Below are 2576 nucleotides of genomic sequence, written 5' to 3' on the forward strand. Positions count from 1 at the left end.
TGCGGATTCCACGGCCATCCGGCCACCCATTCCATGAACATCCGGCCACTGATTCCACGATGATCCGGCCGCCCATTCCACGGCCATCCGGCCACCAATAAGGCAGGCAGCAGCGCAGGATTAATTCACTACCATCGACCTCTTTTATCGAAGCAGAGAGGTCGTCGTGGAACGTTTATCCATGCGTAAGATTCGAGAAGTGCTACGTCTCAAATTCGAGGTCGGCCTATCTGCCCGCCAGGTCGCTGCCAGCTTGCAAGTCGGTCGAGCCAGCGTCGGTGAGTACCTCAATCGCTTTGCTGCCAGCGGCCTGACCTGGCCCTCTGCGCTGACTGACGCCGAGTTACAACGGCATCTTTTTCCGCCGCCGCCCGCCGTTCCCAGCGATCAACGTCCGATGCCTGACTGGGCGTGGGCGCATGCCGAGCTGCGCCGCCCGGGCGTAACTCTGGCCCTGCTTTGGCAAGAGTACCGAATCGCTCACCCGCAAGGCTTCCAATACAGCTGGTTCTGCGAGCACTACCGCCTCTGGGCCGCCAAGGTCGACGTGGTCATGCGCCAGGAACACCGTGCCGGCGAGAAGCTTTTCGTCGATTACGCTGGGCAGACCGCGCCGATCATCGACCGACAGACCGGTGAAATCCGCCAAGCCCAGATATTCGTCGCTGTCTTGGGCGCATCGAGCTACACCTTTGCCGAAGCCACTTGGTCGCAGAAACTGCCCGACTGGCTGGGCTCGCACGTACGTTGCTTCGCTTTTTTCGGCGGTACATCGCAGATCCTGGTGCCCGATAATCTACGCAGCGGCGTCACCAAGGCACATCGTTATGAGCCCGATATCAACCCCAGTTACCGCGACCTGGCCGAGCATTACGGCATCGCCGTATTACCTGCTCGCTCGCGCAAACCCAAGGACAAAGCCAAGGTCGAAGTCGGCGTCCAAGTGGTCGAGCGCTGGATCCTGGCGGTGCTGCGCAACCGCCAGTTCTTCTCGCTGGGCGAACTCAACACCGACATCGCACTGCTGCTGGGTTGGCTCAATCACAAGCCCTTCAAAAAGCTTCCCGGCTCACGCCGGTCAGCCTTCGAGGCCATCGACCAACCGGCGTTGCAAACGCTACCGGAACACCCATACGTCTACGCCGAATGGAAAAAAGTGCGAGTGCACATCGACTACCATGTGGAGGTTGATGGCCACTTTTACTCGGTACCGTACCAGTTGGTGAAGCACCAACTCGAAGTGCGCTTGACCGCGCAGACCGTCGAGTGCTTCCACGCCAACCAGCGCGTGGCCAGCCATCTGCGCTCGCTGCACAAAGGCCGCCACACCACTCAAACCGAGCACATGCCCAAGAGCCACCGCGAACACGCCGAGTGGACACCGCAACGGCTGATTCGCTGGGCAGAGCAGACGGGGCCGAATACCGCTGGCGTTATCGCCTACATCCTCGAACGCCGAATCCATCCGCAGCACGGCTTCCGCGCCTGCCTGGGCATCCTGCGCCTGAGCAAACAGCACGGCGAAGCGCGGCTGGAAGCCGCGTGTCAGCGTGCGCTGGCACTGGGCGCGTGCAGTTACAAAAGCCTCGAATCGATCCTGCGCCAAGGGCTGGAAAAGCTACCACTCGCCCAGCAAAACCTGCCGCTACTGCCCGACGAGCACATCAACCTGCGCGGCCCTGACTACTACCACTGACCTGAAAAAGGAGCACGAAAATGCTGCCTAACCCGACACTCGACAAGCTACAAACCCTGCGCCTGCACGGCATGATCAAGTCGCTGGGCGAGCAACACGCAACGCCCGATATCAACGACCTTGGCTTCGATGAACGACTTGGCCTGATGGTTGACCGAGAACTGACAGAACGTGAAAACACGCGTCTGAGCAGCCGCCTGAAACTGGCACGACTGCGCCACAACGCCTGCCTGGAAGACATCGACTACCGCAGCCCGCGCGGCTTGGACAAGTCCCTGATCCTGCAACTGGGCAGCGGCCAGTGGCTGCGCGATGGCCTGAATCTGATCATCGGCGGGCCAACAGGCGTAGGCAAAACCTGGCTCGCCTGCGCGCTGGCCCACAAGGCCTGCCGCGACGGCTACAGCGTGCGCTACCTGCGGCTGCCGCGCTTGATGGAGGACCTGGGCCTGGCTCACGGCGATGGCCGCTTCGCCAAACTGATGGCTGGCTACGCCAAGACCGACCTGCTGATCCTGGACGACTGGGGTCTGGCACCGTTTACCGCACCGCAACGGCGCGACATGCTTGAGCTATTGGACGACCGCTACGGCAACCGCTCGACGCTGGTCACCAGCCAGATGCCAGTGGACAAATGGCATGCGCTGATAGGCGACCCGACCTTGGGCGACGCGATCCTCGACCGGCTGGTGCACAACGCATATCGCATCGAACTGAAGGGGGAATCGATGCGCAGACGCGCAACGAAATTGACGACGACAGGGACTTCAGACTAACAATGCAAACCTGCGTCGCTGCGCTCCGACTGCCTGGCCGGATGAGCGTGGAATAGGTGGCCGGATGTTGGTGGGCTGGGTGGCCGGATGGCGTGGAATGCGCA

At 61.4% G+C, this 2576-nt stretch carries 2 protein-coding genes; both read left to right on the forward strand.

Annotated features, from left to right (window positions below; translation table 11 throughout):
* Positions 1–181: 181 nt before the first annotated feature.
* Positions 182–1696, forward strand: coding sequence for an IS21 family transposase (gene istA, locus ACI77I_RS31835; RefSeq protein WP_407000152.1), 1515 nt, complete (start codon positions 182–184; stop codon positions 1694–1696).
* A gap of 20 nt (positions 1697–1716) precedes the next feature.
* The gene (gene istB, locus ACI77I_RS31840) at positions 1717–2472 is read left to right on the forward strand and encodes an IS21-like element ISPre4 family helper ATPase IstB (RefSeq protein ID WP_407000154.1); all 756 of its coding nucleotides are present in this window, start codon (positions 1717–1719) and stop codon (positions 2470–2472) included.
* Positions 2473–2576 lie beyond the last annotated feature (104 nt).

The organism is Pseudomonas sp. D47 (assembly GCF_045447305.1).
GTDB lineage: Bacteria > Pseudomonadota > Gammaproteobacteria > Pseudomonadales > Pseudomonadaceae > Aquipseudomonas.